Here is a 23,983-nt window from a genome sequence, read left to right as displayed (position 1 = left end):
CCCCTGGCACCCCCGCCCATGAAGCTGTCCGGCCTCGAGCCAGTCGCCATCGGCGAAGGCACGCTGTTCGTCAATATCGGCGAGCGCACCAACGTCACCGGCTCCAAGGCCTTTGCGCGGATGATCCTGAACGGCCAGTTCGAAGAGGCGCTGGCCGTGGCGCGCCAGCAGGTCGAGAACGGCGCGCAGGTGATCGACATCAACATGGACGAAGCCATGCTCGACAGCAAGGCGGCCATGGTGCGCTTCCTGAACCTCATTGCCAGCGAGCCCGACATCGCGCGCGTGCCGGTGATGGTCGACAGCTCGAAGTGGGAGGTCATCGAGGCCGGCCTGCGCTGCATCCAGGGCAAGGGCATCGTCAACTCCATCTCCATGAAGGAGGGCGTCGACAAGTTCAAGCACGAGGCCAAGCTGGTCAAGCGCTACGGCGCCGCCGCCGTGGTCATGGCCTTCGACGAGAAGGGCCAGGCCGACACCTACGCGCGCAAGATCGAGATCTGCGAGCGCGCCTACCGCATCCTGGTCGACGAGGTGGGCTTCCCGCCGGAAGACATCATCTTCGACCCGAACATCTTCGCCATTGCCACCGGCATCGAGGAGCACGACAACTACGCGGTCGACTTCATCAACGCCGTGCGCTGGATCAAGGAGAACCTGCCGGGCGCCAAGGTGTCGGGCGGCGTGAGCAACGTGAGCTTCAGCTTCCGCGGCAACGACCCGGTGCGCGAGGCGATCCACACCGTGTTCCTGTACCACGCCATCAAGGCCGGCATGGACATGGGCATCGTCAACGCCGGCATGGTGGGCGTGTACGACGACCTGGAGCCGACGCTGCGCGAGCGCGTGGAAGACGTGGTGCTCAACCGCCGCCCTGACGCCGGCGAGCGCCTCGTCGAGGTTGCCGAAACCGCCAAGAGCGGTGCCAAGGACGACAGCAAGAAGCTCGAATGGCGCGGCACGCCCGAGAACCCGGTGCACGTCAACCAGCGCCTGTCGCATGCCATGGTGCACGGCATCACCGACTTCATCGTCGAGGACACCGAAGAGGCCTACCAGCAGATCCTCGCCAAGGGCGGCCGTCCGCTGCACGTGATCGAAGGCCCGCTGATGGACGGCATGAACATCGTGGGCGACCTGTTCGGCCAGGGCAAGATGTTCCTGCCGCAGGTGGTGAAGTCGGCGCGCGTCATGAAGTCGGCCGTGGCCCACCTCATTCCCTACATCGAGGAAGAAAAGCGCCAGGACGAAGCCGCGGGCCGCGACGTGCGCACCAAGGGCAAGATCATCATCGCCACCGTGAAGGGCGACGTGCATGACATCGGCAAGAACATCGTCACCGTCGTGCTCCAGTGCAACAACTTCGAAGTGGTGAACATGGGCGTGATGGTCCCGTGCCACGAGATCCTGGCCAAGGCGAAGGTCGAGGGCGCGGACATCGTGGGCCTGTCGGGCCTGATCACGCCCAGCCTCGAAGAGATGCAGTACGTGGCCGGCGAGATGCAGAAGGACGACCACTTCCGCATCAGGAAGATCCCGCTGCTCATCGGCGGCGCCACCACCAGCCGCGTGCACACGGCCGTGAAGATCGCGCCGCACTACGAAGGCCCGGTGGTCTACGTGCCCGACGCTTCGCGCAGCGTGAGCGTGGCGCAAAGCCTGCTGAGCGACCAGGCGACCGCGTACATCGACGAGATCAACGCCGACTACGAGAAGGTGCGCCAGCAGCACGCCAACAAGAAGCAGGTGCCGCTGTGGCCGCTGGCCAAGGTGCGCGCCAACAAGACGCCGATCGACTGGTCGAGCTACACGCCGCCGGTACCCAAGTTCATCGGCCGGCGCGTGTTCAGGAACTTCGACCTGACCGAGCTTGCCAAGTACATCGACTGGGGGCCGTTCTTCCAGACCTGGGACCTGGCCGGCCCGTTCCCGGCCATCCTGAAGGACGAGATCGTCGGCACCGAGGCCGTGCGCGTGTACGCCGACGGCCAGCGCATGCTCAAGCGCCTGATCGAAGGCCGCTGGCTCAGCGCGAGCGGCATCGTCGGCTTCTGGCCCGCCAACACGGTGAACGACGACGACATCGAGCTCTACACCGACGAGACGCGCAGCGAGGTCGCGCTCACCTGGTACGGCATGCGCCAGCAGACCGAGAAGCAGGTGATCGACGGCGTGATGCGCCCGAGCCGCTGCCTGGCCGACTTCGTCGCGCCCAAGGCGAGCGGCCTGAAGGACTACGTGGGCGTGTTCGCCGTGACGGCCGGCCTGGGCGTGGAGAAAAAAGAGAAGTACTTCATCGACGACCTCGACGACTACTCCGCCATCATGCTCAAGGCCCTGGCCGACCGGTTGGCCGAGGCCTTCGCCGAGTCGCTGCACCACCGCGCGCGCACCGACCTCTGGGGCTACGCGAGCGACGAAAGCCTGAGCAACGACGACATGATTGCCGAGAAATACCGCGGCATCCGCCCCGCGCCCGGCTATCCCGCCTGCCCCGACCACAGCGTGAAACGGCCGATGTTCGACCTTCTGGGCTGCGCGGACATTGGAATGACCCTGACGGAAAGCCTCGCTATGATGCCCGCCGCCAGCGTGAGTGGTTTTTACTTAAGTCACCCCGATTCCACCTACTTCAACGTCGGCAAGATCGGGCATGACCAGTTGCAGGACCAGGCCGCGCGGCGCAAGGAGAGCGAGGCCGACCTGGAGCGCCTGCTGGCACCCAATCTTTGAACCCGCCGGCCGGTCCCCAGCCGACCGGCACCGGGAGTTGCTATTCAGAAATTGATATTCGCGGCCGCGCACTACGCGGCACTGGCGGTCTTCATCACCAGCAGCTGGGGTTTCGGCCGCGCATTGCTCGGCCGCCTGGCTCCGCCGCCCCGGCGTGACGCTTGGCTGGAGGCCGCGATGGCCGTGGCCCTGGGCATGGGGCTCTTCATCTGCGCGTTCCAGGCGCTGGCCATCTTCGGTGCCTTCCGGCCGGGGGCCACGCTGGCACTGGTGCTGGCGGGCGTGGCGGCCGCCGCGATCCAGCTGCCCGGCTGGCTGCGCGAGCGGCGTGCCCTTCGTTCCGGCGAGGCCGCCGCGCCCTGGACCCGTTACGAGCGCATCGCCGCCATCGCGCTGGCGCTGGTCGCGCTGCCCGCCCTGGTGGCGCCGCTCGCGCCGCCCTTCGCCTTCGACGAGCTGATGTACCACCTGCCCTATGCGCGGCAGGTCGCGCAGCAGGGCACGCTGGGCATCCACGACTGGCTGCGCTACCCCTGGTTCCCGTACAACTACAACCTGCTGTATGCCGCCGCGCTGCAACTGGGCGACGACGTGTTGCCGCACTTCCTCAACGCCCTGGCGGGTGCGCTGTCGGTGGTGATGCTCTACCGCCTCGGCATGCAGCATGCCAACCGGCTCACCGCCTGCATCGGCGCGGCCGTCTGGCTGGGGCTCGGCGACTACTCCAACGCGCTCATCGACATGGGCGTGGCGCTGTTCGTGCTGTCGGCCTGCGTGGCGCTGTGGTGGTGGCGCGAGTCGCAGCCCGGCAGGCCGGTGCACGGCGGCATGCGCTGGCTGGGGCTCGCGGCCTTCTTCCTCGGCGTGGCGGCCGGCTCCAAGTACCAGGCGCTGGTCTTCATGCCGCTGGTGGCGCTGTTCGTGGTGCGCCAGGAGCGCAGCCCCAAGGCCTGGGCGCTCGCGCTGGTGTGCTTCCTGCTGCCGTGCATCTACTGGTATGCGCGCAACTTCGTCATGACGGGCGATCCCTTCAATCCCATCGGCGCGCGTGTGTTCGGCTTCACCGAATGGACGCCGGCCGACTACGTGCAGCAGGTGGCCGACGTGCGCGTGCACGCCGAAATGCCCAATGCGCTGATCTGGTCGTTCTTCCTCGCGCCCTTCGGCGTGCTGTGGAAGCGCTCCGCCGCCGTGCGCGCGGCGGGCTGGTTCTGCCTCTACTCGGTGGCCGTGTGGGTCGCGACCTCGCGCTACCCGCGCTACCTGATGGCGTCGTTCCCGCTGCTGGCCCTGGTCTCGGCCGTCGGCTGGCAGGTGCTGTTCGGCTGGATCTCGTCGGGCCTGCGCCGCGTGTTCGGCCGCAAGGACGAGCGCGAGGCCGGTGCTGCGGTCGCGACAGGCGCCATGAGCCGCGACACCGCCCGCGCCGGCGCCCGCATGGGCGACTGGGTGGCCGTGCTGCTGCTGGCCGTGCTGGCGGCCGTGGCGGTGCGCCAGACCGCGGTCAAGGTCGGCATGATCTCGGTCACACCCGAGACGCGCGAAGCCTTCCTGCGCAAGCACGTGCCGGGCTATGCCGCCATGGACTACCTGCGCCGCAACGCCACCGGCCGGGTCTACCAGGTCGCGCTGAACGAGGCGATCTACTACGGCCCCAACCCGATCTGGGGCGACACCCTCGGTCCTTGGCGCTACACCGACTTCGGCAAGCTGTCGGGCGGCGACCTCGCGCGCAAGCTCGCGGGGCTGGGCTTCGTCGCCGTGGTGCTGCCGGACTCCGTCGTGCCCGTGTTCAGCGCCCGGGTCGACTTCGACAAGTACTTCGCCGTGCAGTTCGAACAGGACGGCAGCCGCGTCTACCGTATCCTCCCCGTCGCACCATGACCGACGCCGACCCCCACGCCCACGCCCGCCATCCCTTGCGCATCGCAGTCGTCATCCCCTGCTACAACGAGGCGCTGGCCATCGCGCAGGTGGTCGAGGGCTTTCGCGCGGCGCTGCCCGAGGCCGAAGTCCACGTCTTCGACAACAACTCCAGCGACGGCACCGCCGCCGTCGCGCGCGCGGCCGGCGCCGTCGTCACGCACGTGGCCGCGCGCGGCAAGGGCAACGTGGTGCGGCGCATGTTCGCCGACGTCGAGGCCGACGTCTACGTCATGGCCGACGGCGACGCCACCTACGACGCCGCCGCCGCGCGCCGGCTGATCGGCCGGCTGGTGGAGGGCAACCTCGACATGGTGGTCGGCAACCGCGTCGACGACGGCCGGAACGCGCTCACCTACCGTGCGGGCCACCGCTTCGGCAACCGGCTGCTGACCGGCGCCGTGGTGCAGCTCTTCGGCGGCGGCCTGACCGACATGCTCTCGGGCTACCGCGTGTTCTCGCGGCGCTACGCCAAGTCGTTCCCGGCGCTGTCGCGCGGCTTCGAGATCGAGACCGAACTCACCGTGCACGCGCTCGAGCTGCGCATGCCCTACGCGGAAGAAAGCACCGCCTACAGCACGCGGCCCGAGGGCTCCGAGAGCAAGCTCTCGACCTACCGCGACGGCTGGCGCATCCTCAAGACCATCTGCAAGCTGTTCGTGAGCGAACGGCCGCTGCAGTTCTTCTCGATCATCGGGGGCTTGCTGGTGGCCCTCTCGGTCGTGCTGGCGGTGCCGCTCTTCATGACCTACATGCACACCGGCCTCGTGCCGCGCCTTCCTACGGCGGTGCTGGTGACGGGCGCCATGCTGGCCGCGATGCTGTCCTTCGTCTGCGGCATCGTGATGCACGCCATCACGCTCGGGCGGCGGGAGGCCAAGCGGCTGCGCTACCTCGCTATTCCGGGCGTGCGCGCGGCTGTCCACCGATGAAGATCGGCCGGGAGTTCCTGTCGTTCGCCTTGATCGGCGTGATCGGGCTCGTCGTCGACGTGGTGGTGCTGTACCTGCTGGCGCCGCTGCTGGGCTGGTACGTCGCGCGCGTGGTGTCGTTCCTGGCGGCGGCGACCACCACCTGGGCCTTCAACCGCCGCTACACCTTCGCGGCCGGCGCGGCGGCCAGCCGCTCCATCTGGCGTGAGTACTTCGGCTACCTCGCCACCATGACCGCCGGCGCGGTGCTGAACTACGGCGCCTACGTGCTGACCCTGCACTGGGTCGAAGGCCGCTGGGCCGCCGCGCTCGGCGTGGCCATGGGCAGCCTTGCCGGGATGAGCGCGAATTTCCTGTCGGCGCGCTACCTGGTGTTTCGCTCGCACCGCGGCGGCTGAGGCCGCCGGTCAGTGCGCGCCTGAAACCACCACCGGGATCTCGGTCGCAGGCGGCGTGTTGCGGCTGCGGCCGCAGCGCACGATGCCGTCGATCATCACCATGCCCACGCCCGGAATGTCGCCGAGCTGCACGCTTTCGAGCAGGCCCGGCGCGGGCGAGTGCTGCGCGCGGTCCATGAAGACGAAGTCGGCGTCGCGGCCCACCTCGACCAGCCCGCAGTTGAGCTTGCGGATCTTCGCGGTGTTGCCGGTGGCGAAGCAGAACACCAGTTCGGCCGGGATGTTCGCGATGGACGACAGCATCGCCACCATGCGCAGGATGCCCAGCGGCTGCACGCCGGAGCCCGCGGGCCCGTCGGTGCCGAGGATCACGCGGTGCGGGCACTTGAGCTCGAGTGCTGCCTTGGCCGCGGCGATGGCGACCTTCTCGTTGCCGTTGTGCACGATCTCGATGGCGCGCGAGCTCTTCTCGCACAGCTCGCACACGTGCGCCTCGGGCAGCGAGGTGTGGCCGCCGTTGATGTGGCCGATGATGTCGGCGTCGGCTTCGAGCACCACGTCCTTGTCGATCAGGCCCGAGCCGGGAATCGACGGGCCGCCGGTGTGGATGGTGCTCTGGATGCCGTACTTGCGCGCCCAGGCCACCATCTCCTTCGCTTCATAGCCGGCCTTGACCGAGCCCAGGCCCACTTCACCGAGCAGGCCCACGCCGGCTTCGGCGAGTTCCTTGAAGTCGCTCTCGACCATGCCCTTCTCGATGACCGGCGCGCCGGCCAGCACCTTCACGCCGCCGGGGCGGAAGTTGTCGAACGCGCGCTGCGCCGTGATGGCCAGGGCCTTCAGGCCGACGATGTCTTTCGGGCGGCCGGGCAGGTGCACTTCGCCGGCGGAAATCATGGTCGTCACGCCACCGTGCATGGTCGAGTCGATCCAGCCGATCTGGCCTTGGCGCGGCGTCCAGTCGCCGAACACCGGGTGCACGTGGCTGTCGATCAGGCCGGGCGCCACGCAGGTCTTCTTCGCGTCGATGACGGTCTTCGCGCCTTCGAGGTCGCAGTCTTTCTCCTTGCCGACCGCGACGATCAGGCCGTCGTTCACCACGATGGTGTCGGCATCGAGGATGGGCTTGTCGATGTCGCCCGAGAGCAGCAGCCCGATGTTCTTTATGACGACCTTGCCCGACTTGCCGCCGGCTGCGATTTCTGCCATTTCGTGTTTTCCTCGTGGGGTGGGGTGTTGTCTTGTACGTCGTCCGCGCGCACGGTGCGCAGCACGGTCTCGATCACGAAGTCTTCCCAGTGCGTGATCGCCTCCGGCGACTCCAGCGGCTCGCCGAGGAAGGCGGTGAGCGTGTGCCGGTTGGAGGTGTAGAAATAGCCGGTGGACGCGATCAGCAGGTAGATGTCGCGCGCCACAAGGTCCTTGCGGAACAGGCCCTGCGCGGCGCCGCTGGCCAGGATTTCCGCAATGATCGCCACCGCGCGCGACGAATACTCGCGAGCGCGCAGCGACTTGGAGATGTGCCGGCCCTTGTGCAGGTTCTCGGTGTTCAGCAGCGTGACGAACTCGGGGTTCTTGCGGTAGTAGCCCAGCACGAAGCGGATGACTTCGGTGAGCGCCTCCACCGGCCGCGAAGCGTCGAGCGCAATGGCGGCCTCGGCGTCGTCCATCCGCTGGTAGATGCCTTCGAGCACCGCGATGAAGAGGCCTTCCTTGCTGCCGAAGTAGTAATAGATCATGCGGTCGTACGACTTGGCGGCCTTGGAGATCTTCTCCACGCTGCCGCCGTCGTAGCCGTACTTGGCGAACACCTTGGTCGCCGACTTCAGGATGCTGTCGCGCGTGGCCTGCGCGGCCGCCTCGCGCACGCCCGTGCGGCGCTGCGGCTTGGGCTTGGCGGTGGAGCGGCTGTCGGCCATCGTGCGCGCGACGTCCTGCCTACTTTTCGGCGAAGGCGCGTTCGACGACGAAGTCGCCTGGCGTGCTGGTGTTGCCTTCCTTGAAGCCGCGCTTTTCCAGGATGTGCTTCAGGTCGACCAGCAGGCCCGGGCTGCCGCACAGCATGACGCGGTCTTCCTCGACGTTGAGCGGCGGCAGGCCGAGGTCGTCGGTGAGCTTGTTGCTCTCGATCAGGTCGGTGATGCGGCCCTGGTTGCGGAACTCCTCGCGCGTGACGGTGGGGTAGTACAGCAGCTGGTTGGCGATCATCTCGCCCAGGATCTCGTGCTTGGGCAGGTGGTCGGTCACCAGGTCGTGGTAGGCCAGTTCGTCGACCTGGCGCACGCCGTGCACCAGAATGACCTGCTCGAACTTCTCGTAGGTCTCCGGGTCGCGGATGATGCTCATGAACGGTGCGAGGCCGGTGCCGGTGCCGAACAGGTACAGGCGCTTGCCCGGCAGCGTGTAGTCGATCAGCAGCGTGCCGGTGGGCTTGCGGCCCACGATGATGGTGTCGCCCACCTGGATGTGCTGCAGCTTCGAGGTGAGCGGGCCGTCTTCCACCTTGATGCTCAGGAACTCGAGATGCTCCTCGTAGTTCGCGCTCACGATGCTGTAGGCACGCAGCAGGGGCTTGTTGTTGACCTTCAGGCCGATCATCGTGAAATGACCGTTCGAGAAGCGCAGCGACGGGTCGCGCGTGGTGGTGAAGGTGAACAGGCGGTCGGTCCAGTGGTGGACGCTCAGGACGCGTTCTTCGCTGAATGCACTCATACGAAACTCAAGAGTTGGTTGGGACGGAGGAAGGTGGCTGAGCCGAAATGCACGCCTGTGGGGCATGCGGCCGTCGGCCGGCTTCGAACCCTCCATTGTCGTTGGTCGGAAAAACCCCGATGAACATCGCGAGAAAACACCATTGCAAGCATCGGGCCTGTTTGCTACATTGCCCTCGAATGTAGTGAACGCAACATGAAAGTGTAGGGAATGCTACACAAACGGAACTCGGCGCACAAGCGGGCGGACGGCACGTTTGTTGCAAAGACCGGCTTCCTGGTTTGCACCTTCGCACACGACCGACACGCCCACGAGATCGCCCCGATGACAGAACACACCAAGACAGACGGACTGCCCGGCATCGACATGCCCGTGGTGGCCGACGCCGGCAGCGGCGCCTTCGGCAAGGCGCCGCCGCGCAACGAGCGCATGAGCACGGCCAAGGTCGAGTGCAACGCCTGCCCCGTGCTGTGCCAGATTTCCGACGGCCGCACCGGCGCCTGCGACCGCTACGCCAACCGCGAAGGCGTTCTGGTGCGCGTCGACCCCGTGGTGCTGCTGCGCCGCGCGGTCGAAAGCGAGGCTCCGGTGCTGGTGCCCTTCGACCGCCCCGGGGCAACGCCCGCCGGGGCCCCGGCCGAGCCCGACTGGAACGGCGACCTGCTGCACGCCGACGAAGTCTTCGTCACCGGCGTGGGTTCCTCCACCACCTACCCCGACTACAAGCCCGCGCCCTTCATCGTGGCTTCCAAGGCCAAGGGCGTCGACATGGTCACCGTCGTCACCGAAGGCATCTTCAGCTACTGCAGCTTCAAGGTGAAGATCGACACCGACCGCTTCCTCGGCTCCGAGCAGGCCAACGTGCGCTACCGCGGCGAGGTGGTCGGCCACGTCACCACGGCCGAGTACGGCTCGCAGATGCTGTCGCTGGGCGGCGTGCACCACCTCACCGGCGGCAGCAAGAAGGAAGGCCGCATGACGGCCGAGCTGATGCAGCTGCTGGGCAACAAGAAGGCGGTGGAATGCACCATCGACGGCGGCTCCACGCTCGTCATCCAGGCCGGCAAGGCGCCCATCGTCAACGGTGTGGAAGAGCAGCGCATGCGCGTGGGCTGCGGCTCCGCAGCGGTGGGCATCTTCGCGCGGCAGTTCGCCGGCGTGGCCGACGAGGTGGTGGTGGTCGACGACCACATCACCGGCGTGCTCACCGAGCACCAGGCCGGCCGCTGCCTCGACATGGCGCCTTCGGGCATCCAGATGCTGGGGCGCAAGTCGACGCCGGGGCGCTACTTCCAGGTGGCGAACCCGGGCAACGGCTGGGGCGGCACCGACATCGCCGATCCGCTCGCGATCATCGAAGGCTGGGAAGAGGGCGTGGCCCGGCCCGGCCTGCGCCTGCTCATGACCTCGACCACCGGCGAGCACGCGCAGTGGTACGTGCTCGACGACGCGCTCCAGCCCGTCGAGCAGCCGATGCCGCCCGAGGTGCGCCGCATCGTCGAGCGCATCGGCGAGAACTGCGAGCCTTCCCTGTGTACCGTGCTGTTCCTCGGCGGTGCGGGCGGCAGCCTGCGCGCCGGCGTCACCGAGAACCCGGTGCTGCTCACGCGCGCCATCAAGCGCGCGCTGGTCAACGTCACCTGCGGCGGCGCGCCGGCCTATGTGTGGCCCGGCGGCGGCATCACGGTGATGGCCGACGTCATGCGCATGCCCGACAACAGCTTCGGCACCGTGCCCACGCCGGCCATCGTCGCGCCCATCGAATTCAGCATGCGGCGCGACGACTACGAGGCGCTTGGCGGCCACATGGAACACATCTTCTCGCTCGAGCAGGCGCTCGCGCGCGGTGCTTGGCAGGAAGACGGCGCGCCGCTCGCGCGCCAATGGCTCGCCATGGACGACGCCAACCCGTGGCCCCTGGGCCACGCACCGATGCTCGGCTGAGGCCAGCCATGACCGCCCAACGCAGCGCGCTCGGCGAAGGGCGCTGGCACTTCAACCACGGCCCGATCGACATCGTGGCCGAGGCGCATGGCGACCCGTACGCCGTGGCCACCGCGCACGACGCGGCCTGGGCGCGCTTCGTCCACGTGCTCGACGAACTGGTGCGCGAACTGCCGCTGCTGCGCCTGCCCGTGACCGACAGGATGCGGCCGCGCAACGTGGTCGCGCGCCGCATGTGGGACGCGTGCGCCGCCTTCTCGCCGATGTTCATCACGCCGATGGCGGCCGTGGCCGGCTCCGTTGCGCAGGAGCTCATCGCGTTCTACGAGCGCCCCGGCATCGAGCGCGCATGGATCAACAACGGCGGCGACATCGCGCTGCATCTCGCGCCCGGACAGTCGGCGCGCGTGGGCGTGTACGCCGACCTCGCGCGCTTCGACTTGCGCAGTCACATGGCCGGCGAGGGCGGCCTGCTCACCACCGACGGCCGGTTCGAGCTGCGCGCCGAGCAGCCGGTGCGCGGCGTCGCCACCAGCGGCTGGCGCGGGCGCAGCTTCTCGCTGGGTATCGCCGACAGCGTGACGGTGCTGGCCGCCACCGCGGCGCAGGCCGATGCCGCCGCCACGGTGATCGCCAACGCGGTCGATGTCGACGACGCCGCCATCGCGCGCCGCCCCGCCAGCCAATGCAAGGACGACAGCGACCTAGGCGACACCCTCGTCACCGTCGACGTGCCCGCGCTGCCCCCCGCGCAGGTGCGCAGCGCACTCGATACGGGCGCGGTGTGCGCCAAAGTCCTGCAAAAAGGCGGGCTCGTATGGGCCGCTCTACTCGTTTGCCAGGGGCAGTGGCGTCTTGTCGAACCCTTATGCTCGAAGGCGCTCGAGACAGAGCTGCCGAGAACAGTTGGTTCAGTATTTGCTTAACGAAAAGCAAGGTTCTTTTTCATGATCGAAATCCGCCGCGTCTTCACCCATGTCGAGCACATCCACCACGAGTTCGGACCGCGCGCCGACACCCCGCTGGTGCGCGGTGCCATCGGCGCGGTGCTGGCCAATCCCTTCGCGGGCCGCTACGAGCCCGACATCCTGCCGATGATGGCGCTGCTCGACCCCGTGGGCGTCGACATGGCGCACCGCCTGCACGACGCCATGGACGTGCCGCTCGAGCAGATCGCCACCTACGGCAAGGGCGCCATCGTCGGCGCCGACGGCGAGCTGGAGCACGGCGCGCTGTGGCATGTGCCCGGCGGCTATGCCATGCGCGAACTGCTCGGCTGGAAGGGCGACCGCGCGGCCTACACCGCGGGCAAGCCCGAGGAAAAGACGGGCCAGCCCGGCAACGCGCTGTCGATCGTGCCCTCGACCAAGAAGGTCGGCCCGCCCGGCGCCGCGCTCGACGTGCCGCTCACCAACATCAACGCCAGCTACGTGCGCGGCCAGTTCGACGCCATCGAGGTGCGCGTGCCCGGCGCGCCGGCGGCCGACGAGATCGTCTTCATCCTCGCGATGAGCACCGGATATCGCATCCACGCACGCGTCGGTGGCCTGCTCGCCAAGGACATCAGCAAGTGGGACGGCCTGCGCTGAGCCGCGGCATCCATACAGAGACAAGACAAGGAACACAGAACATGACTGCCAACATCCGCAAGCTCGTCGTCCAGGTCGATGAAACCCGACGCGAAATGGGCAAGGACATCACGCCACCCACGCGCCGCGCCGTTGCCATCGCCGTGATCGAGAACCCCTACGCCAGCCGCTACAGCGAGAACCTCGACGACCTGATCGCCATCGGCGAGGAGCTTGGCGCGCTGCTGGGCCAGAAGGCCGTGAAGGCGCTGGGCATCGAGCCCGGCCAGGCACAGAGCTACGGCAAGGCCGCGATCGTCGGCGAGAACGGCGAGCTCGAGCATGCCGCCGCCATCCTGCATCCCAAGCTCGGCGCGCCGCTGCGCGTGGCGGTCGAGAAAGGCGCGGCGCTTGTGCCTTCGGCCAAGAAGCGCGGCTCGCTGGGCACCGCCATCGACGTGCCGCTGGGCCACAAGGACGCGGCCTTCGTGCGCAGTCATTTCGACGCGGTGGAAGCCCGCGTGAGCGACGCGCCGCGCGCCAACGAGATCGTGGTGGCGGTTGCCGTCACCGACAGCGGCCGACCGCTGCCGCGCATCGGCGGCCTGCAGGCCAGCGAGATCAAGGGCGAAGACGGCCTCAGATGAGTACACCCCCAGTCTTCGCGCACTGCGCGTCGCTTCGCCAACCCCCTCGCCGGGGCCAACACCAGCGGCCCGGCAAAGCCGGTTCCGCGGTGTTTCCCGCAAAGACCCCGTTTTTCTTGTCCCTTCCAGGAGCTTCTCGATGAATCCATTGCGCCATGTTTTCTGCGCCGCCTCCGTCGTCACGCTGGCCACGGCCCTCGTCCCCGCGCACGCGCAGGGCGTGATCAAGATCGGTGAAATCAACAGCTACAAGGCGCAGCCCGCCTTCCTGGAGCCCTACAAGAAGGGCATGGAGCTCGCGGTCGACGAGGTCAACGCCAAGGGCGGCATCAACGGCAGGAAGATCGAGCTCATCAGCCGCGACGACAACGCCAACCCCGGCGACGCCGTGCGCGTGGCCGAAGAACTCATCTCGCGCGAGAAGATCGACGTGCTGGCTGGCGCCTTCCTGTCGAACACCGGCCTGGCGCTGGCCGACTTCGCCAAGCAGAAGAAGTTCTTCTACCTGGCGGCCGAACCGCTGACCGACAAGATCGTCTGGAGCAACGGCAACAAGTACACCTACCGGCTGCGCCCCTCCACGTACATGCAGGTCGCGATGCTGGTGCCCGAGGCCGCCAAGCTCAAGAAGAAGCGCTGGGCCGTCGTGTACCCCAACTACGAATACGGCCAGTCGTCGGTCGCCACTTTCAAGACGCTGCTGAAGGCCGCGCAGCCCGACGTCGAGTTCGTCGCCGAGCAGGCGCCTCCGCTGGGCAAGGTCGACTCCGGCAGCGTGGTGCAGGCGCTGGCCGACGCCAAGCCCGACGCCATCTTCAACGTGCTGTTCGGCGCCGACCTCTCCAAGTTCGTTCGCGAAGGCAACACGCGCGGCCTGTTCAAGGACCGTGAAGTCGTCAGCGTGCTGACCGGCGAGCCCGAGTACCTCGACCCGCTGAAGGACGAGGCGCCCAACGGCTGGATCGTGACCGGCTACCCGTGGAACGGCGTGAAGACGCCCGAGCACAAGGCCTTCCTCGACGCCTACCAGGCCAAGTTCAAGGACTACCCGCGCCTGGGCTCGGTGGTGGGCTACAGCGCCATCCACTCGATCGTGGCCGGCATCCAGAAGGCCGGCGGCACCGACACCGAGAAGCTGGTGGCCGCCTTCAAGGGCCTGCAGGTCGACACGCCCTTCGGCAAGATCAACTACCGCGCGCAGGACAACCAGTCCACCATGGGCGCGTACGTGGGCAAGACCAAGAACGACGGCGGCAAGGGCGTGATGGTCGACTATGTCTACCTCGACGGCGCCAAGTTCCAGCCTTCGGACGAAGAAGTGAAAAAGATGCGCCCTGCGGACTGACCGCACGGCTCCTGCAACGCGCCTGCCGCCGCTGATTGACGGCGACAGGCGCGGATGTCTCCAGTTTCCTCAGGGTCCTTCATGAGCTTTTCAGGCTTCGTTGTTCAGTTGCTCAACGGGTTGGCCGGCGCGTCCTCGCTCTTCTTCGTGGCGGCCGGTCTCTCGTTGATCTTCGGCGTGACGCGCATCGTCAACTTCGCCCATGGGTCGTTCTTCATGGTGGGCATCTATGTCGCGTACACGCTCGTCGACAAGCTGGGTTCGAGCCTGGGCTTCTGGCCCGCGCTGCTGATCGCGGCGGTGGCGGTGGGCGTGCTCGGCGCGCTGATCGAGGTGGTGCTGCTGCGCCGCATCTACAAGGCGCCCGAGCTGTTCCAGCTGCTCGCGACCTTCGCGCTGGTGCTCGTCATCAAGGACGCGGTGCTGTGGCTCTGGGGGCCCGACGAATTGCTCGGCCCGCGCGCGCCCGGCCTCAAGGGCTCGGTCGAAATCCTCGGGCGGCAGTTTCCTTCCTACGACCTGTTCCTGATCGTCGTCGGCCCGCTGGTGCTGGGGCTGGTGTGGCTGCTGCTCACCCGCACGCGCTTCGGCACGCTGGTGCGCGCCGCCACGCAAGACCGCGAGATGGTCAGCGCGCTGGGCGTCAACCAGGCCTGGCTGTTCACCGCCGTGTTCGCGCTCGGCGCCTTGCTTGCGGGCCTGGGCGGCGCGCTGCAGCTGCCGCGCGAACCCGCCACGCTCGAAATGGACCTGAACACCATCGGCGCCGCCTTCGTGGTGGTGGTGGTCGGCGGCATGGGCTCGCTGCCCGGCGCCTACGTGGCCGCGCTGCTCATTGCCGAGATCAAGGCGGTGTGCATCTGGCTCGGCGTGGTGCAGATCTTCGGCATCGACGTGTCGTTCTCCAAGCTCACGCTGATGGTCGACTTCCTCGTCATGGCCATCGTGCTGGTCTGGCGCCCCTGGGGCCTGTTCGGCCGGCCGCAGGCGCCGAGCCGCTACGTGGGCATGCAGGAAGAGCCGCTGCGCCGGCCTGGCAATGCCTACCTCGTGGCCGCGGCGGTGCTCGCGCTGATGCTCGCCGCGCTGCCGTTGCTTACCGTCAACTCGCCCTACACGATGGTGCTGATGATCGACCTGCTGATCGCCGCGCTGTTCGCCACCAGCCTGCACTTCATCATGGGGCCGGCGGGCATGCACTCGTTCGGCCATGCCGCGTACTTCGGCCTCGGCGCCTACGGCGCGGCGCTGCTGGTGCGTTCGCTGCACCTGCCGATGGAAGTGGCGCTGCTCGTCGCGCCCGTGGTCGCCGCGCTCGGCGCGCTGGTCTACGGCTGGTTCGCGGTGCGGCTGTCGGGCGTGTACCTGGCCATGCTAACGCTGGCCTTCGCGCAGATCACCTGGGCCATCACCTACCAGTGGGACAGCTTCACCGGCGGCAGCAATGGCCTCACGGGCGTGTGGCCCTCGGAGTGGCTGTCGAACAAGCAGGCCTACTACTGGCTCACGCTGGTGCTCGTGGGCGCCGGCGTGTGGTGGCTGCGGCGCGTGCTGTTCTCGCCCTTCGGCTATGCGCTGCGCGCGGGCCGCGACTCGGTGCTGCGCGCCGACGCCATCGGCATCGACGTCAAGCGCATGCAGTGGGCGGCGTTCGTCATCGCGGGCACGGTGGCGGGCCTGGCCGGCGCGCTGTATGCGTTCTCCAAGGGCAGCATCTCGCCCGAGAGCCTGTCGGTCGGCAAGTCGGTCGACGGCCTCGTGATGGTGCTGCTGGGCGGCATCCAGACGCTGGCGGGTCCGGTGGTCGGCGCCGTCACCTTCACCTGGCTGCACGACACCGTGGCGCGCAACACCGACTACTGGCGCGCGATGCTCGGCGCCATCATCCTCATCCTGGTGCTGCTGTTCCCGCAGGGCATCGCGGGTTCCATCAAGCAGCTGGCCGAACGCTGGCGCTCACCCCGGCACGACGCGGATGCCGACAAAGCCAAGCTCGAGGAGGTGAAGGCATGAGCCTCCTCAAAGTCGACAATCTCGGCAAGTCTTTCGGCGGCGTCAAGGCCGTGGACGGCATCAGCTTCGAGCTGCCGCCGGGAGAACTGCTCGCGCTCATCGGCCCCAACGGCGCGGGCAAGTCCACCACCTTCAACATGGTGAACGGCCAGCTCAAGGCCGACCAGGGCTCCATCACGCTCGACGGCCAGGAACTCGTGGGGCGCAAGCCGCGCGAGATCTGGCGCATGGGCGTGGGCCGCACCTTCCAGATCGCCGAGACCTTCGCTTCGCTCACCGTGGTCGAGAACGTGCAGATGGCGCTGCTCTCGCATGACCGCAAGCTGTTCTCGATGTGGCGCCGCGCGGCCGACCACAAGCGCGACGAGGCATTGGCGCTGCTCGACCAGGTCGGCATGAAGTCGCAGGCCGACCGGCCCTGCAGCGTGCTGGCGTACGGTGACGTGAAGCGCGTCGAACTCGCCATTGCCATGGCCAACAGCCCCAAGCTGCTGCTGATGGACGAGCCCACCGCCGGCATGGCGCCCAAGGAGCGCAACTCGCTCATGGCGCTGACCAAGGAGCTGGTCATCCAGCGCGGCATGGCCGTGCTCTTCACCGAGCACAGCATGGACGTGGTGTTCGCGTATGCCGACCGCATGATCGTGCTGGCGCGCGGCCGGCTCATCGCGCAGGGCAAGCCGCTGGAGATCCGCGACCATCCCAAGGTGCAGGAGGTGTACTTCGGCACGGGCAAGACATTCGAGAAGAAGGCTGCGGCCGTTGGAGAAGCTGCATGAGCGACCGTGAACCCCTCCTGCAGGCCAAGGCCCTGTGCGCCTGGTACGGGGCCGCGCAGATTCTTTATGACGTGGACCTCGAAGTGCGGCGCGGCGAAGTGGTCGCGCTCATGGGCCGCAACGGCGCGGGCAAGTCGACCACGCTGAAGGCGCTGATCGGCATGCTCGCCAAGCGCCGCGGCGCGGTGCGCTTCCTGGGCCACGACATCTCGAAGAGCGAGCCGCACCACGCGGCGCGCCTGGGCCTGGGCTTCGTGCCCGAAGACCGGCGCGTGTTCACCGACCTCACGGTGATGGAGAACCTCGAGGTCGGCAAGCAGCCCGCGCGCCGCTGGGCCGACGGCACCGACGCGCCGCTGTGGACGCCCGAGCGCCTGTTCAAGCTGTTCCCCAATCTCGGCGAAATGCCCAACCGTCCCGGCGGGCGCATGAGCGGCGGCGAGCAGCAGATGCTCACCGTGGCGCGCACGCTCATGGGCAACCCCTTCCTCGTGCTGCTGGACGAGCCCTCCGAAGGCGTGGCGCCGGTGATCGTCGAGCAGATGGCCAACATGATCCTGGAGCTCAAGGCGCAGGGCGTGAGCATCCTGCTGTCGGAGCAGAACATGCACTTCGCCGAACTGGTGTCCGACCGCGCCTATGTGCTCGAGAAGGGCCAGATCCGCTATCACGCCACGATGGCCGAGCTTGCGGCCAACGACGAAGTGCGCCGCGCCTACCTCAGCGTCTGATTTTTCTTCAACCCCCGGAGTCCACGCCATGCATCGCAGAACCCTCGTGAAATCCGCCGCCGCCCTCGGGCTGGCAGGCGGCCTCGGCAGTGTCGGTTTCAACGCCTTCGCGGCGGGCAAGATCAAGCCCGGCGACAAGGCCGCGCTGATCGTGGTGGACGTGCAGAACTGCTTCCTCGACGGCGGCACGCTGGCGGTGAAGGGCGGCAACGAAGTCATTCCGGTCATCAACGCGCTGGCGCCCGCGTTCCAGAACATCGTCGTCACGCAGGACTGGCACACGGCGGGCCATGCCTCCTTCGCCAGCACCTACAGCGGCAAGAAGCCCTTCGAGACCACCAAGCTCAGCTACGGCACGCAGGTACTGTGGCCCGACCACTGCGTGCAGGGCACCGACGACGCCGCGCTCGGCAAGGACCTGAAGGTGCCCACCGCGCAGCTCATCATCCGCAAGGGCTTCCACAAGGACATGGACAGCTACTCCGCCTTCGAGGAAGCCGACCACAAGACGGCCACCGGCCTGGCCGGCTACCTGAAGGCGCGCGGCATCAAGACCGTGTTCGTCACCGGCCTGGCCACCGACTTCTGCGTGGCCTGGACCGCCATGGACGCGCGCAAGGCCGGCTTCGAGGCCTACGTGATCGAGGACGCCACGCGCGGCATCGACCTCAACGGCTCGCTGGCCGCCGCGTGGAAGCAGATGACGGCCAAGGGCGTGAAGCGCATCCAGTCCGCGGACATCCAGGCCGCCTGAGCCCGCACCGGGAACAACAACAAAAGCACGAGACCCACGACGCATGAAGCTTTCCATTTCAAGGCGCGCCATGGTGGCGGGCGGCGCTGCCATGGCCCTCGGCTCCGGCCTGTTGCGGCCGGCACGCGCGGAAAACGGCACGAACGGTGTGAGCGACACCGCCATCCGCATCGGCCAGTCGGCCGTGTTCAGCGGGCCGGCCAAGGACTTCGGCGTCGACTACCGCGCGGGCATCAAGCTGTATTTCGACCGCGTCAACAAGTCGGGCGGCGTGAACGGCCGCAAGATCGAACTCGTCACCTACGACGACGCATACGACCCCGCGAAGACCGCCGTCAACACCGCGAAGCTGATCGACGAGGACAAGGTCTTCGCGCTCGCCGGCTACGTGGCCACCGGCAACCTGGCCGCGGCGATGCCGCTCGCCGAGAAGGCCGGCGTGCCGATGTTCGCGCCGCTGGTGGGCACCACGTCGTTCCGCACCAAGACCAACCGCTACCTGTTCCACGTGCGCGCGGGCTACGACCTCGAGCTGCGCAAGATCATCAGCCACCTGTCGACCATCGGCATCCAGTCGATCGCCGTGGTTTACCAGGACAGCGCCTTCGGCAAGTCGAACCTCGCGACCTGCGAGGAGCTGGCGGCCGACCACAAGGTGAAGGTGGTGAAGACCTTCCCGTTGGCCATCGCCGCCGAAGACGCGAAGCCGGTCGTCGCGGGCCTGGCGGATGCGAAGCCGGGCGCCGTGCTGATGATCATGGCCGGGCGCATGGTCGAGGTGTTCATGCGCGACTACCGTGCCAGCGGCGCGGGCGCTCCGCTGTACACGCTGTCGGTCGGCATCACCGACGCGGCAGGCTCGGCCAAGCGGCTCGACGGCAAGCTCGCGGGGCTGGTCACGGCCAGCATCGTGCCGCCGCCGCAGGCGCTGCGCGTGCCCATCGTGGCCGACTACCAGCGCGACCGCGCCGAGTTCGGCGAGAAGATCGACAGCTACACCGCGCTGGAAGGCTACATCGCCGCGCGCGTGATGGTCGAGGGCCTGCGCCGCGCGGGCAAGGGGCTCACGCGCGACGGCTTCATCGCCGGCCTTGAGAGCATCGGCAGCACGCGCTTCGGCGACTTCCCCGTCGAATACAGCGCGAAGAACCACAACGGCTCGACCTTCGTGGACCTGGAGATGTACACCCGTGACGGCCAGTTGCGGCGCTGAGCCGCTGCACCTGCTGGTCAACGGCCAGGCGCAGTCGATCGAAGGCTTGCCGCGCGAGGCGACGCTGCTGCACCTGCTGCGCAACGACCTGGGGCTGAACGGCCCCAAGTACGGCTGCGGACTGGGGCAGTGCGGTGCCTGCACCGTGCACGTCGACGGCGTGGCCGCGCGTTCTTGCGTGATTCCAGCCCACGGCGTGGCGGGCCGTGCCGTCACCACGCTCGAAGGGCTGGGCTCGCGCGGCGACTGGCATCCGGTGCAGGCCGCCTTCGAAGACGCGCAGGCCGCGCAGTGCGGCTACTGCCTCAACGGCATGGTCATGCAGGCTGCGGCCCTGCTGGCGCGCGATCCGCACGCGAGCGAAGCGCGCATCCGCGACGAGCTGTCGGGCAACCTGTGCCGCTGCGGCACGCACATCGAGATCCTCGATGCCGTGCAGCGCGCGGCGCTGCGCATGCGCGTCGGGCAAGCGCCATGACGCGGCGCGCCGACCTGCCTCGGACGCGCGCCGAGTTCCTCGCTGCCAGCGGCGTGCTGCTGGTGCTGCGCGAGACGCCGCCACCGCCGCCTCCGGCCAAGGGCCAGCCCGCCTTCATCGCCGGCAACCCCGCCGAAGGCGACGAAGTACTGCTCGCCGTGTGGGACGACGGCAGCGCCTCGGCGCTCAACGGCCACGTCGACCTGGGCACCGGCATCCAGACCGCGCTCGCGCAGATCGTGGCGGAGGAACTCGACCTCGGCATGCCCTGCGTGCGCATGATGCTCGGCGACACCGCGCGCGCGCCCAACCAGGGCGCGACCATCGCCAGCGCGTCGATCCAGCTCCATGCGCAGCCGTTGCGCCTCGCGGCCGCGCAGGCGCGCGCATGGCTGCTGGCGCGCGCTGCCGAACGGCTCGGCGTGCCTGTCGATGCGCTGCAGGTGCGCAACGGCATCGTGCGTATCACCGAAACGCCGGACCGCCACGTCGGCTACGCGGATCTCGTCGCGGGCCAGCGCACCGTGCTGCGGCTCGATCCCAAGGCACAGCCCAAGGACCCCGCGGACTATCGCGTGGTCGGCACGCGGCAGGCGCGCGTCGACATTCCGGCCAAGCTCGCCGGCGAGCCGGTGTTCGTGCACGACATGCGCGTGCCTGGCATGCTGCACGGCCGCGTGGTGCGTCCGCCGTATGCGGGCGCTGACCACGGCGACTTCATCGGCAACACGCTGGAGGCGGTCGACGAATCTTCGATCGCGCACATCCCCGGTATCCGCGCGGTGGTGGCCATCCGCGACTTCGTCGGCGTCGTGGCCGAGCGCGAGGAGCATGCCGAACAGGCACTGCGCGAACTGCGCGTCACCTGGAAGCCGTGGCCCGGCATGCCCGACCTGCGCGACGTGGCGCAGGCGCTGCGCGACAACCCATCGACGCAGCGATTGCTGGTCGACGAAGGCGATGTCGATGGCGCCATCGCCGCCGCTGCGCAGCCGATGCACCGCACCTACGTGTGGCCGTACCAGATGCACGCGTCCATCGGCCCGTCGTGCGCGCTGGCCGAGTGGCAGCCCGCCGACGGCAGCGGCATGCAGCTGCGTTGCTGGGCCGGTTCGCAGAACCCGCACGTGTTGCGCGCCGACCTCGCGAAGCTCATGGGCGTGGAAGACGTCCAGGTCGACGTGGTCCGCATGGAGGCGGCCGGCTGCTACGGACGCAACGGCGCCGACGACGTGGCCGCCGATGCCGCGCTGCTTGCGCGCGCCGTGGGTGCGCCCGTGCGGGTGCAGCTCACGCGCGAGCAGGAGCATGCGTGGGAGCCCAAGGGCGCCGCGCAGCTGATGGAAATCGACGGCGGCCTCATGGCCGACGGGCGCGTCGCCGCCTACGATTTCGAGACCTCGTATCCGTCGAACGGCGCGCCCACGCTGGCGCTGCTGCTCACGCGCACCATCGAGCCGGTGGCGCAGGCCTACGAGATGGGCGACCGCACCGCGCGCCCGCCGTACAGCTACGACAACCTGCGCGTGAAGGTGAACGACATGGCGCCGATCGTGCGCGCCTCATGGCTGCGCGGCGTCTCGGCATTGCCGAGCTCGTTCGCGCACGAGTCGTACATCGACGAGCTTGCCACGGCGGCGGGTGTCGACCCCGTGCAGTTCCGCCTGCGCTACCTGCAGGACCCGCGCGCGGCCGAGCTGGTGCAGGCCACCGCGCAGAAGGCCGGCTGGCGCATGCGCACCGGCCCGCAGGAGAACGCCGACGGCGGGCTGGGCGAGGGCGGCGACATCCTGTTCGGCCAGGGCTTTGCCTACGCGCGCTACATCCACAGCAAGTGGCCGGGCTTCGGCGCGGCGTGGGCCGCATGGGTGGCCGACGTGGAGGTCAACCGCAAGACCGGCGAGGTGCATGTGCGCCGCGTGGTGGTGGGGCATGACGCGGGCTTGATGATCAACCCGGCGGGCGTGGAGCACCAGGTGCACGGCAACGTGATCCAGACCACCAGCCGGGCGCTGAAGGAGCGCGTGCAGTTCGCGCCGCAGCAGCAACAGCAGCAGCACCACCAAGCGCAGGCCGGTGCACAGCTGCCGGGCGTGCTGCCTTCGGGCGTGGTCGCGAGCCGCGAGTGGGGCAGCTACCCGATCATCAACTTCCGCGAAGTGCCGGTGATCGAGGTGATGCACATGCCGCGGCCGGGCGAGCCTTCGCTGGGTGCGGGCGAGTCGTCGTCGGTGCCGGGCACGGCGGCGATCGCGAATGCGATCTTCGATGCGACGGGGGTGCGGTTCCGCTCGCCGCCGTTCACGCCGGAGACGGTGCTGGCTGAATTGAACCGGGGTCTGCTCGCTGCCCCTCCGGGTGAGGGCGGCGGTGGGGGCGTGCGGCGCTCCGATGGTGAAGCTGCCGTGCCCCCCTCCCGGCCGTCCCCCAGAGGGGGAAGGAGCAATGCAGCCTGGCCGCGCCGCAAGGGCGTGTGGGCGACTGGCGCAGCCCTCGTCGTCGGCGGCATCGGCGTCATTGCGGGCCTGCTCGGCTGGCGTTCGGCCATCGCGCCCGTGTCGCTCACCGCGCCGGTCTACAGCCAGGCCACCATCGAGCGCGGCCGGGTGCTCGCCGCCGCCGGCGACTGCGCCGTGTGCCACACCGCGCCCGGCGGCGTGCCCAACGCGGGCGGCCGCGCCATGGACACACCGTTCGGCACGCTCTACACCACCAACCTCACGCCCGATGCCGACACCGGCCTGGGCCGCTGGTCGTTCAGCGCCTTCCAGCGCGCGATGCGCGAAGGCGTCTCGCGCGACGGGCACTACCTGTACCCCGCCTTCCCCTACACAGCCTTCGCCAAGACCAGCGACGACGACCTGCAGGCGCTCTATGCGTACTTCATGTCCATGCCCGCTGTGCGCGCGGAAACGCCGAAGTCCGAGCTCAGGTTCCCGTTCAGCATGCGGCCGCTGATGGCCGGCTGGAACGCGCTCTTCCACGACCCCACGCCGATGCAGCCCGTGGCCACGCAGAGCGCCGAGTGGAACCGCGGCGCCTATCTCGTCAACGGCCTGGGCCATTGCGGCGCCTGCCACACGCCGCGCAACGCGCTGGGCGCGGAGCAGGGCGGCGGCGCATTCCTCTCGGGCGCGATGGTCGACGGCTGGGAAGCGCCGGCGCTCACGCATCTGTCGAAGTCCGCCGTGCCGTGGGACGCCGACGAGCTCTATCGCTACCTGCGCCACGGCCACACACAGCGCCACGGCATCGCCGGCGGCCCGATGGCCGAGGTGGTGCGCGAGATGCAGCAGCTGCCCGACGACGATGTGCGCGCGATGGCCACCTACCTCGGCTCCTTCAACCCGGAGCCCGCCGCGGATCCCAAGGCCGTGGCGCAACAGATGGTCGACAACGCGGCGCGCACGCAGGGCCAGCTGCTCGGCCCCGCGCAGCGCATGTTCGACAGCGCCTGCGCTTCATGCCACCACGACGGCAACGGCCCCACGCTGCTCGGCGTGAACACGCCGCTCGCGCTCAACAGCAACCTCACGAGCGCGCGGCCCGACAACCTGCTGCGCACCATCCTCGACGGCGTGCGCGAGCCCGCCACGCGCGACATCGGCTTCATGCCGGCGTTCCGCGAAGCGCTCGACGACCGGCAGATCGCCGAGCTGGCCGGCTACATGCGCGCGCGCTTCGCGCCGCAGGAGCCCGCGTGGACCGACCTGCCAGCGCAGGTGGCACGCGTGCGCGCCGCCCCGGCACACCCCGCGGGGCACTGACAGGGGCTTTGGCTGCCGTTTCCCGGATGCGCCGCTACGATGCCAC

General features: G+C 68.6%; 19 protein-coding genes. 16 read left to right on the top strand and 3 right to left on the bottom strand.

Translation table 11 applies throughout. From position 1 onward, the window contains the following. The first annotated feature begins 18 nt into the window (after positions 1–18). Genes metH through AC1RVW_RS23660 form a run of 4 tightly spaced genes read left to right on the top strand, consistent with a single transcriptional unit; the run spans position 19 to position 5,986 of the window. Complete coding sequence (metH, locus tag AC1RVW_RS23675) at positions 19–2,733, top strand: methionine synthase (RefSeq protein WP_253819856.1); 2,715 nt, start codon at positions 19–21, stop codon at positions 2,731–2,733. A 54-nt stretch (positions 2,734–2,787) separates the two neighbouring features. Next, complete coding sequence (locus tag AC1RVW_RS23670) at positions 2,788–4,617, top strand: ArnT family glycosyltransferase (protein WP_493202875.1); 1,830 nt, start codon at positions 2,788–2,790, stop codon at positions 4,615–4,617. Beyond that, positions 4,614–5,588, top strand: coding sequence for a glycosyltransferase (locus tag AC1RVW_RS23665; protein ID WP_493202873.1), 975 nt, complete (start codon positions 4,614–4,616; stop codon positions 5,586–5,588). Before AC1RVW_RS23670 ends, AC1RVW_RS23665 begins: the two co-directional genes overlap by 4 nt. Further along, on the top strand, positions 5,585–5,986 hold the full coding sequence (locus AC1RVW_RS23660) for a GtrA family protein (RefSeq protein ID WP_081268091.1): 402 nt from the start codon (positions 5,585–5,587) through the stop codon (positions 5,984–5,986). Before AC1RVW_RS23665 ends, AC1RVW_RS23660 begins: the two co-directional genes overlap by 4 nt. Positions 5,987–5,995: 9 nt before the next feature. On the opposite strand, the gene AC1RVW_RS23655 is transcribed toward AC1RVW_RS23660, so the two are convergent. Genes AC1RVW_RS23655 through AC1RVW_RS23645 form a run of 3 tightly spaced genes read right to left on the bottom strand, consistent with a single transcriptional unit; the run spans position 5,996 to position 8,698 of the window. Further along, entirely contained in the window at positions 5,996–7,195 is a 1,200-nt protein-coding gene (locus tag AC1RVW_RS23655) for an amidohydrolase family protein (RefSeq protein ID WP_285411664.1), read from the bottom strand. Next, positions 7,150–7,905: a TetR/AcrR family transcriptional regulator gene (locus AC1RVW_RS23650; RefSeq protein ID WP_081268093.1), complete on the bottom strand. Its 756-nt coding sequence runs from the start codon at positions 7,903–7,905 to the stop codon at positions 7,150–7,152. The genes AC1RVW_RS23655 and AC1RVW_RS23650 overlap by 46 nt, the downstream gene beginning before the upstream one ends. Positions 7,906–7,924: 19 nt before the next feature. Next, positions 7,925–8,698, bottom strand: a complete 774-nt coding sequence (locus tag AC1RVW_RS23645; RefSeq protein WP_081268094.1) for a ferredoxin--NADP reductase — start codon at positions 8,696–8,698, stop codon at positions 7,925–7,927. A gap of 324 nt (positions 8,699–9,022) precedes the next feature. On the opposite strand from AC1RVW_RS23645, the gene AC1RVW_RS23640 reads away from it, so the two are divergent. The 12 genes from AC1RVW_RS23640 to AC1RVW_RS23585 all read left to right on the top strand — a co-directional run bounded on the left by AC1RVW_RS23640 (position 9,023) and on the right by AC1RVW_RS23585 (position 23,937). Continuing rightward, a complete protein-coding gene (locus tag AC1RVW_RS23640; RefSeq protein ID WP_493202870.1) occupies positions 9,023–10,642 on the top strand; it encodes a 6-hydroxynicotinate reductase in 1,620 nt (539 codons plus the stop codon). A gap of 8 nt (positions 10,643–10,650) precedes the next feature. Beyond that, the gene (locus AC1RVW_RS23635) at positions 10,651–11,568 is read left to right on the top strand and encodes a UPF0280 family protein (protein ID WP_106936147.1); all 918 of its coding nucleotides are present in this window, start codon (positions 10,651–10,653) and stop codon (positions 11,566–11,568) included. 21 nt (positions 11,569–11,589) lie between these two features. Then, positions 11,590–12,231 carry an amino acid synthesis family protein gene (locus AC1RVW_RS23630; RefSeq protein WP_081268097.1) on the top strand — a complete coding sequence of 214 codons (642 nt, stop codon included), beginning with the start codon at positions 11,590–11,592 and terminating at the stop codon, positions 12,229–12,231. A 41-nt stretch (positions 12,232–12,272) separates the two neighbouring features. After that, the gene (locus AC1RVW_RS23625; RefSeq protein WP_493202868.1) at positions 12,273–12,857 is read left to right on the top strand and encodes an amino acid synthesis family protein; all 585 of its coding nucleotides are present in this window, start codon (positions 12,273–12,275) and stop codon (positions 12,855–12,857) included. A gap of 139 nt (positions 12,858–12,996) precedes the next feature. Continuing rightward, entirely contained in the window at positions 12,997–14,202 is a 1,206-nt protein-coding gene (locus tag AC1RVW_RS23620; protein WP_081268099.1) for an ABC transporter substrate-binding protein, read from the top strand. A gap of 81 nt (positions 14,203–14,283) precedes the next feature. After that, positions 14,284–16,215, top strand: coding sequence for an ABC transporter permease (locus tag AC1RVW_RS23615; protein WP_081268100.1), 1,932 nt, complete (start codon positions 14,284–14,286; stop codon positions 16,213–16,215). Then, positions 16,212–16,994, top strand: coding sequence for an ABC transporter ATP-binding protein (locus AC1RVW_RS23610; RefSeq protein ID WP_081268101.1), 783 nt, complete (start codon positions 16,212–16,214; stop codon positions 16,992–16,994). The genes AC1RVW_RS23615 and AC1RVW_RS23610 overlap by 4 nt, the downstream gene beginning before the upstream one ends. Further along, a complete protein-coding gene (locus AC1RVW_RS23605) occupies positions 16,991–17,725 on the top strand; it encodes an ABC transporter ATP-binding protein (protein ID WP_493202864.1) in 735 nt (244 codons plus the stop codon). The genes AC1RVW_RS23610 and AC1RVW_RS23605 overlap by 4 nt, the downstream gene beginning before the upstream one ends. A gap of 28 nt (positions 17,726–17,753) precedes the next feature. Continuing rightward, a complete protein-coding gene (gene pncA / locus AC1RVW_RS23600) occupies positions 17,754–18,479 on the top strand; it encodes a bifunctional nicotinamidase/pyrazinamidase (protein WP_081268103.1) in 726 nt (241 codons plus the stop codon). Positions 18,480–18,522: 43 nt separating this feature from the next. After that, on the top strand, positions 18,523–19,692 hold the full coding sequence (locus tag AC1RVW_RS23595; protein WP_493202862.1) for an ABC transporter substrate-binding protein: 1,170 nt from the start codon (positions 18,523–18,525) through the stop codon (positions 19,690–19,692). Next, positions 19,670–20,170, top strand: coding sequence for a (2Fe-2S)-binding protein (locus AC1RVW_RS23590; RefSeq protein WP_493202860.1), 501 nt, complete (start codon positions 19,670–19,672; stop codon positions 20,168–20,170). The genes AC1RVW_RS23595 and AC1RVW_RS23590 overlap by 23 nt, the downstream gene beginning before the upstream one ends. Beyond that, on the top strand, positions 20,167–23,937 hold the full coding sequence (locus AC1RVW_RS23585) for a molybdopterin cofactor-binding domain-containing protein (protein ID WP_493202858.1): 3,771 nt from the start codon (positions 20,167–20,169) through the stop codon (positions 23,935–23,937). The genes AC1RVW_RS23590 and AC1RVW_RS23585 overlap by 4 nt, the downstream gene beginning before the upstream one ends. Positions 23,938–23,983: the final 46 nt, after the last annotated feature.

Source organism: Variovorax sp. MPBD4-3, from assembly GCF_058809745.1.
Note: the sequence above shows the minus strand (reverse complement) of the source record. Positions and strands in the feature narration are given on the sequence as shown.

Excerpts from the sequence above, each read along its gene's own strand:
- metH (WP_253819856.1), top strand. The coding sequence starts at position 19 with ATGAAGCTGTCCGGCCTCGAGCCAGTCGCCATCGGCGAAGGCACGCTG.
- AC1RVW_RS23665 (WP_493202873.1), top strand. The coding sequence starts at position 4,614 with ATGACCGACGCCGACCCCCACGCCCACGCCCGCCATCCCTTGCGCATC.
- AC1RVW_RS23660 (WP_081268091.1), top strand. The coding sequence starts at position 5,585 with ATGAAGATCGGCCGGGAGTTCCTGTCGTTCGCCTTGATCGGCGTGATC.
- AC1RVW_RS23655 (WP_285411664.1), bottom strand. The coding sequence starts at position 7,195 with ATGGCAGAAATCGCAGCCGGCGGCAAGTCGGGCAAGGTCGTCATAAAG.
- AC1RVW_RS23650 (WP_081268093.1), bottom strand. The coding sequence starts at position 7,905 with ATGGCCGACAGCCGCTCCACCGCCAAGCCCAAGCCGCAGCGCCGCACG.
- AC1RVW_RS23645 (WP_081268094.1), bottom strand. The coding sequence starts at position 8,698 with ATGAGTGCATTCAGCGAAGAACGCGTCCTGAGCGTCCACCACTGGACC.
- AC1RVW_RS23640 (WP_493202870.1), top strand. The coding sequence starts at position 9,023 with ATGACAGAACACACCAAGACAGACGGACTGCCCGGCATCGACATGCCC.
- AC1RVW_RS23635 (WP_106936147.1), top strand. The coding sequence starts at position 10,651 with ATGACCGCCCAACGCAGCGCGCTCGGCGAAGGGCGCTGGCACTTCAAC.
- AC1RVW_RS23630 (WP_081268097.1), top strand. The coding sequence starts at position 11,590 with ATGATCGAAATCCGCCGCGTCTTCACCCATGTCGAGCACATCCACCAC.
- AC1RVW_RS23625 (WP_493202868.1), top strand. The coding sequence starts at position 12,273 with ATGACTGCCAACATCCGCAAGCTCGTCGTCCAGGTCGATGAAACCCGA.
- AC1RVW_RS23620 (WP_081268099.1), top strand. The coding sequence starts at position 12,997 with ATGAATCCATTGCGCCATGTTTTCTGCGCCGCCTCCGTCGTCACGCTG.
- AC1RVW_RS23615 (WP_081268100.1), top strand. The coding sequence starts at position 14,284 with ATGAGCTTTTCAGGCTTCGTTGTTCAGTTGCTCAACGGGTTGGCCGGC.
- AC1RVW_RS23610 (WP_081268101.1), top strand. The coding sequence starts at position 16,212 with ATGAGCCTCCTCAAAGTCGACAATCTCGGCAAGTCTTTCGGCGGCGTC.
- AC1RVW_RS23605 (WP_493202864.1), top strand. The coding sequence starts at position 16,991 with ATGAGCGACCGTGAACCCCTCCTGCAGGCCAAGGCCCTGTGCGCCTGG.
- pncA (WP_081268103.1), top strand. The coding sequence starts at position 17,754 with ATGCATCGCAGAACCCTCGTGAAATCCGCCGCCGCCCTCGGGCTGGCA.
- AC1RVW_RS23595 (WP_493202862.1), top strand. The coding sequence starts at position 18,523 with ATGAAGCTTTCCATTTCAAGGCGCGCCATGGTGGCGGGCGGCGCTGCC.
- AC1RVW_RS23585 (WP_493202858.1), top strand. The coding sequence starts at position 20,167 with ATGACGCGGCGCGCCGACCTGCCTCGGACGCGCGCCGAGTTCCTCGCT.